The 7495-nt window shown below is 47.3% G+C and carries 7 protein-coding genes; all 7 read right to left on the bottom strand.

Going from position 1 to position 7495, the window contains the following annotated elements:
• The coding region (locus tag AB7U36_RS14665; protein WP_428160479.1) for a PLP-dependent cysteine synthase family protein at positions 1–793 on the bottom strand (793 nt) is incomplete at its 3' end.
• A 103-nt stretch (positions 794–896) separates the two neighbouring features.
• Complete coding sequence (locus AB7U36_RS14660; protein ID WP_428160478.1) at positions 897–1664, bottom strand: thioesterase II family protein; 768 nt, start codon at positions 1662–1664, stop codon at positions 897–899.
• A gap of 102 nt (positions 1665–1766) precedes the next feature.
• A complete protein-coding gene (locus tag AB7U36_RS14655) occupies positions 1767–3218 on the bottom strand; it encodes an MFS transporter (protein WP_428160477.1) in 1452 nt (483 codons plus the stop codon).
• 83 nt (positions 3219–3301) lie between these two features.
• Entirely contained in the window at positions 3302–5047 is a 1746-nt protein-coding gene (locus tag AB7U36_RS14650; protein ID WP_428160476.1) for an ABC transporter ATP-binding protein, read from the bottom strand.
• Positions 5044–6807, bottom strand: a complete 1764-nt coding sequence (locus tag AB7U36_RS14645; protein WP_428160475.1) for an ABC transporter ATP-binding protein — start codon at positions 6805–6807, stop codon at positions 5044–5046. Before AB7U36_RS14645 ends, AB7U36_RS14650 begins: the two co-directional genes overlap by 4 nt.
• Positions 6808–6953: 146 nt before the next feature.
• A complete protein-coding gene (locus tag AB7U36_RS14640; RefSeq protein WP_428160474.1) occupies positions 6954–7091 on the bottom strand; it encodes a hypothetical protein in 138 nt (45 codons plus the stop codon).
• A 25-nt stretch (positions 7092–7116) separates the two neighbouring features.
• On the bottom strand, positions 7117–7495 hold a 379-nt coding region (locus AB7U36_RS14635), incomplete at its 5' end, for a hypothetical protein (RefSeq protein ID WP_428160473.1).

Genomic DNA, 7495 nt, shown 5'->3' with positions numbered 1-7495 from the left:
ACAGATGCCGCATTTCAAGGGCTGCGCATACGTTGGCACCGGAAGAAATCCCCACGAGGAAGCCTTGCTTACTTGCAAGCCAGCGGGTCATTTCGACCGCGCTGTCATCGTCAACTTCAATGACCTTATCGATAAGACTGGTATCCACAATGGAAGGAACAAATCCATCGCCTATGCCTTCTATTTTGTGGAGCCCCGGCTCATGGCCCAGAAGTGCCGAGGCATTCTTGGGCTCAACCGCAACAATCATGATCTCAGGATTCTTTTCCTTCAGGTATTTCCCTGTTCCCATGAGTGTGCCGCCGCTTCCAAGGCCTGACACGAAAATATCCACATGGCCGTTCATATTTTCCCATATCTCCGGTCCTGTGGAGAGATAATGGGACATACTGTTGTCATGATTTTCAAACTGGTCAGGTACAAAGATGTTGTCTTCTTCAGTCATAATCTCTTTAAGCTTCTCAACAGCGCCTGCCACATTTTTTTCAGGAGGCGTTAAAATTAATTCAGCATTCAAAGCCCGGATCATCTTTTTTCTCTCATCGCTCATATTTTCCGGCATAATGATCCTGACATCATACCCTTTGACCAAACCAACCATGGCCACTGCAATGCCTGTATTTCCGCTGGTTGCTTCTACTATGGACATTCCTTTTTTTAATCTGCCCTTTTTTTCAGCCTGTTCGATAATAAAAAGTGCAACGCGATCTTTGATTGAACCTCCCGGATTCAGGTATTCTGCTTTTGCGTAAATGTTCATGTCGTCATTTCCCCCAAGCCCGATCCGAAACATGGGGGTCGCTCCTATCTGATTCAAAATTTCGTTTGAATTCATTTTAAAATTACCTCCACTTTTAAAAAGGATACATTTATATTTTAAGTGCCAACTGCACAATTTACTGAAAAAAATCTGTGATCCGGGAAAGGCAGGATAAAAAAGCCGACCGGGCGGTATTGATGAAAAAATGCCCGCCTTGCAGTCCGATCAATTCAAAGGAATCCGTGGTATATCGTTTCCATGGTGCCATAACTGACTTGGGGGCCTCACCATCCTCAATACCGTAAATGGCCGTTATCGGTATGTTAATGGGCGCCTCCTCTTTTATCGTGTACATCTCTTCAATGGCAAGGTCGGCTCTAAGAATGGGGATATAAATTTCCATAAGATCACTGTTTTCCAGCACAGCCTCAGGCGTACCGGAAAACCGCCGCAGTTCCTGAATGAAGGCCTCCTTTGGCAGGTGGTGTAAAGGAGACGGTTCGGGAATATGGGGAGCCCTTGCCCCAGAGACGACCAGATGGAGAGGAAGGGGCATTTGCTGCCGGCGCAACTCCCGGATCATCTCAAAAGCAACCAGCCCACCGGTGCTGTGTCCGTAAAAAATAAAGGGCTTATCACACCATGGCGCCAACGAGGGTAAAAGCCGGGGCACCAGTTCATGAACATCTGCAATGGGTTCTTCGCCGATGCGGTTTTCCCTGCCCGGCGGCTGAACTCCGCACACTTCCACGGTATCCGGTAAAAACGCCGGCCACATTCGAAAAGCTGCGGCACCTCCTCCGGCATAGGGGAAACAAAACAGCCGCAGGATCGCCTCATTATTTTTATACACCATCAAAGCGGGAGTCTCCCGAACATCTCCGGCTAACTTAGATATATACATACTCATCTCCTGTTTTGATTCAGGGTTAAAATCAATTGCTGCAATCACCCATTGACCATAGATGTTAAGTATCAGATATATTGCCTTTCTTATCTGACGCGACTATTTCTGAACGGAGCGGACTCGGTCAAAGGCCCCCTGGTGACTGACCAGCCATAGAACGCATATAAGCGCAAAAAAAATAAGGCCTGCGGATGAATAGGCAATATTCCGGAAACCTTCGATCCTGGTATAAACAGGTGCATCCGTAATGCCGTTGGTAAGAATTCCGCTGTTGTAGAACCGGACCCATCCGGCCCAGGCTGTTCCCAGAACAGCAACCCCGGCTGTTTGCCCAAGGGTTCTGGACAATATCAAAAGCCCGGAGACCACTCCCAGGTGTTCCCTGGAAACGGCTCCCATCACCGCGCTGTGGCTGGGAGACATGTAAAAGCCCATGCTCACCCCGATCAATACCATGGTGGCCACACAGGCAAGGCCTGTGGTTTCAGGACCAATCCCGTATCCCATAAGAATAAATGTAGCCAGCATCAGCAAAAGCGAAAAAATTATGACGGCAGATGCGCCCAACCGATCCGATAAAATGCCGGATACAGGGGAGAGTATAGCCATGGCAACGGACATTCCCCCGAACAAAAAACCTATCCTGTCCGGGGGATACCCGAGAATATCCTCAAAAAAGAACGGTGCCAGCACAAAAACACCGCTGAGGGAAAAATAGAAAAGGAACAGGGCAATTAGATTAACGCTCAACACCCTATTACTAAAAATCGAAAGGTTAATCAGGGGAAATTCGATCCTTTTTTCTCTTTTTAAAAAAAGCCAGGCACAGATCAAGGACATGATGAACGCTCCCATTGTCCTTACATGGGTGAATGCCGTTTTCTGAGCCAGGGTCAGTCCTGAAAACAATAAAAACATACATAAAAAAAACAATACCGCTCCCAGTAAGTCAAATCCGTTTTTTTGAGGGGAATGGATGCCTGACGGCACATATTTTCCCACCATGTATATCCCCAGGCATCCCAAGGGCAGATTCATAAAAAAGATCCAATGCCAGGACAGGTATTTTACCAGAAATCCGCCGATAACAGGGCCTGCCACAACCCCTAGGGATACCACCGAAGCCAGCATACCCATGGCTTTTCCACGTTCGGCAGGCGGAAAGGCATGGGTGGCCACGGCAAATCCCAGGGCAAGAATCATGGCCCCGCCGATACCCTGCACCACCCTGAACCCGATCAGCCACCACACAGACCCGGAAAGCCCGCATAAAAGAGAGCCCAGGGTGAACAGGATAAATCCTGCAAGGTAGATCCCTCTCTTGCCCAGAATATCACCCAGGCGTCCCATAATCATAATTAAGCTGATGATGGTCAGAAGATAGCTGATCACCACCCATTGTACTTTGGTAAAATCCGTCATCAATGCTTTTACCAGGGTGGGCAGAATCAGATTGACCACACTGCTGTCCACGGAAACCATAAAACCACCGGTCATCACTGCACACAACACCTGCCATCTTTTCGAATAATCTTCAGAATACTGGTTCATTCTCACCTCGTTTCCACCAATTGTAGATTGACTTAATGTGTGGGGCGCCTTCTTTTTTCAATGCTCCCCTGGAATTAAAACGGCTATCTCATTTCCCAACTGCGGGCGGTCATTCGCTTTGTCCACAGTTGATGATATACCCCCTGTTTTTCCAGCAAGTCATCGTGCCTGCCGGTTTCAACGATCTGCCCCTTGTCAACGACGACAATTTGGTCCGCGTGCCGGATGGTGGACAGGCGGTGGGCAATGACGATCAAGGTCTTGTTTTTAACAAGTTCACCAATGGCGTCCTGGATATGTTTTTCGTTATCAGGGTCTATGCTTGCAGTGGCCTCGTCCAGCAGTACAATGGGCGCATCCTTGAGGATGGCCCTGGCAATGGAGATTCGTTGCTTTTCACCACCGGAAAGGGAACTTCCCGCTTCAGTGACCATGGTGTCATATCCCTGGGGCAAGGCGCTGATGAACTCATGGCATCTCGCGGCACGGGCTGCGGCCATGATCTCCTCGTCGGTGGCAGCAGGCTTTCCGAATCTGATATTGTTTTTTATGGTGTCATGAAACAGATAAACCCGCTGGAACACCATGCTGATATTTTTTAACAGGCAACCGGTGGCCATTTCCCTGATATCTGTGCCGCCGATGGTGATGGTCCCGTGTTTTACGTCCCAGAATCTGACAATGAGATTGGCAATGGTCGTTTTTCCGGAACCCGACTGCCCCACAAGCGCGGTCATGGTGCCTGGTTTTGCTGTAAAATTGATATCTTTGAGTACCATTTTGTCATTGTGTTTGTCATCATAGGCAAAGCTGACATTATGGAAGGCTATTTCATGGTTATGGGTTTTGATTTCCCTGCCATTCACACCCATGAGGGGTTGATTTTTCAATGCTTCATAACGGTCAAGACCTGCTTTCCCCACTAAAAACGTAACAATGGCCCCACCCATATTTATGGCCGGCAAAAACACGTAAAAGGCAAAAATCACAAAAACCAGCGCAAGTTCAATACTGAGCGTTCCGTCTTTGTAAAATAAAAGGCTTGTCCATACCATCAGTGCCGTTGCCACATTAAAGGCAGCTTTGTAAAAAAAAGCAGGTGGGATGAACCGTTTTTCATAGCGGATACTGCCTTCTTTGGCCTCCTGGATTGTTTTTTTGACGGTCCCGGCCTTTTTGCCCGCAAGATTAAACGCCTTGATCACCGAGATCCCCATGGCGTATTCCAGTATGGCCTCTGTGAGCTTGCCCTGCTGTTCCTGCCTGAGAACGGACTCCGTCCGGCAGACGCGCTCTATCCGTCCGGAAAGAAAAATGGAAACCACAGACACGATGACGGCAATGGCACCGATGCGAATATCTGCAACGGACAGCATGATGCAGCCAATCGTTGTCATGGCAGCGGCGTTGACCATGATATCCAGGTCACGTATGGCCCTTTCCTCAATAAAGGTGAGATCAATGGAGATGATGGCGGCGATCCTGCCCAGGTTGCCCTGGGTAAAAAATCCCATGGGAAAATATCGGAACCGGTCGCCGATACCAAGCCGCTCTCTTTCACATGCATCATAGATGGAAAGATACATAAAATTATCAATAAACCAGGCCAGCAGCATTCTAATGAGCACGGCCACAAGCATCACGACAAAGACCAAAAGGATATCGCTTTTGATCAATGTTCCCCCCGCAAGTTTAGCAAAGGCATACAGGAGCATGACTACTGGTATGTTGGCAAACATGCTTTCAAAGAATGCCAGAACAATCCCCAACTGAACCCGTTTTCTATCCTGCCCCAAAAAGGTCATGATACGCTTGTAATATTCAATCATTCGGTGTCTCCTCCAACGGCGATACTCCATCCGGCAATATTTTCATGGGCGTTCCACAGGTGTTGATAAATTTTGCTGGTCTGTATCAGTTCCAGGTGCTTGCCTGTCTTGTGAACTTTTCCGTTATCCAGCACCACAATCTGGTCTGCATGGACAATGGTAGATAAGCGATGGGCAATAACGATAACGGTTTTGCCGCTGATTAACTTATTCAAAGCCTCCTGGAGTTTGTCTTCATTTTCAGGGTCGGTAAAGGAAGTTGCCTCATCCAGAATAATAATCGGCGCATTTTTAATGATGGCCCGGGCAATGGTGACTCTTTGCCGCTCCCCGCCGGACAGTGTGGCGCCGGAGGCTGTGACAACGGTATCGTATCCCTGGAGCGCCTCCATGATAAAATCATGGCAGCATGCGGCTTTTGCTGCCTTGATAATTTCTTCTTGTGTGGCGTCGGGCTTGCCTATGCGAATGTTTTCCCCTATGGACATCCGAAACAAAAAATTATCCTGGGACACATAGCTGATGCACTGCATCAAATGATCAAAGGGAATATCCTTAAGACAGATCCCTCCTATTTTTATCTCTCCGGTTTGATATTCCCAAAAACGCATCAGAAGCCTTGCCAGTGTGCTTTTTCCGGCACCTGATTCCCCCACAAGTGCGGTAAGGGTATTTTGGGGAAAAGAGAGCCGGATATCTTCCAACACGTTTTTATCGGTATAGGCAAAATACAAATCCGAGATATCAATATCATAGTGTTCAGGGATCTTTTGGTCACTGCTTTGGCTCAACTCTTCCTCCTTAAGAATTGCTGTGATATGGGCGGATTTCTCCCGTAATATGGCAACAGATGGGGCAAAGGACATCAACCGCAGAAGCGGGCCGCCCATACTGAGGGCCAGTATGGCCGAAAGGACCAGACCGCCGATGGTTAAGCGGCCGCCCGTATACAGGGTAAGCCCCACCGGCAGGGCAAATAACAGGGGAGATGTCATGATGACCTTGTATACGGCTGTGTATTTCCATGAGGATTTGGCCCAGTCAGCCGTATAGATTTTGAAATCCGAGACGGAATCACTGTATTTTTTGTAGGAAGTGGCGGTTTGGTTAAAAACCTTGATAACCTCCATCCCGTTGATATAGTCAATGATGTTGTTATTCATGCTTTTGGAGGCCGCATAATAGGCCTTCATTTTTTTTACGCCTTGAATAAACATGAGCATAAAGGCTGTCATACCAATAAGGACCACGCCCATTAAGCCCAGAGCCATTTTAAAGCTGATGAGAAAAAGAGCAATGATAGCCACAACCAGGGACATAATATTACCAATACCTTCGGGAATCATGTGTGCCAAAATCACTTCCATTTCCTCAACATTGTCCACAAAATTCTTTTTGATCTCCCCGTGCCCCCTTTTACGGACATTCCCCATGGGTATTTTTAAAAGCTTTTGTGCAAGGGTCTGTCTTAGGTCGGCCAGGATGCTGAAGGCCACACCATGGGAGTGGTCCAGCCCCAGATATTCGAACCCGTTTTTTATGAGCATAAAAATCAGGGCGAGCCCTGCTGCAAAAAGTATATAAGCCGAGGTTAGAGGGGTATCGGCAAATATTTTTGTAAAGATATCTGCCACCACAAGATAGGCTGCTATATTTGCCGCGCCGCTGAGCAACAGTTCACATACACAGACAATAAATTTACCCCTGTAGGGTGCGGCAAAACTCAGTATTCCGCTTGGGGTTTGTTCGGATTCTTTCATTACGCTCCTTTGGCTGTTTCTTCTATTTTTTAATCTGCCGGCTTAGAATAGACATTTTCGGAAATAAGGTTTTCCATCTATATTTTGGTGATAACTGCCTGAAAATACATTGCCGTTTTTGCCAAATTCTTTATTTCCGAAAATGTCTAATCTATAAACCGGTTGCAGTCCGTATTTTCCGGAGTCGCTGTAAATATTATAATACCCGCCATATGGGAAAACATGGTGGAGACAAACATCAGCAGGTAACGCAGAATAACGATTTCCACAGCTGCCAGAGCCATATTCCTGATATTGGGTTTACTGGTTTCATAAGTTTGTTCCTGTTTTGATGGAGAAAAGTTCATGATGCTTCAATCCGGACATAAAATCAGCCACATTCACAATTTCATCCAGATAAAAACAACCAGCGCCTTTATATGTACCTTCCTTTATTGATTTAGCCATATTTGCAGCCACGATGCCACTGACCTTTCGACCTATATGACCCAGAGCGGAAAACGACGTATCTTTTATTGCAACAAATGTGATCACTGCTTTGCTGAGACACGTGATACCGTTTTCTTTGACCTGCGGACCCCGGAAGACAAGGTGATGATGGCCCTGAAGATGCTCTTGGTCAAAGTCGGGTTGACGGACATTGGCTTTGTCTTGGGCGTCACCGAAGAAACGGTTTTGATGTGGCTTG

It is taken from the genome of Desulfobacter sp. (assembly GCF_050177295.1).
The sequence above is the reverse complement of the archived record's forward strand: the minus strand, read 5'-3'. Positions and strand labels throughout refer to the sequence as shown.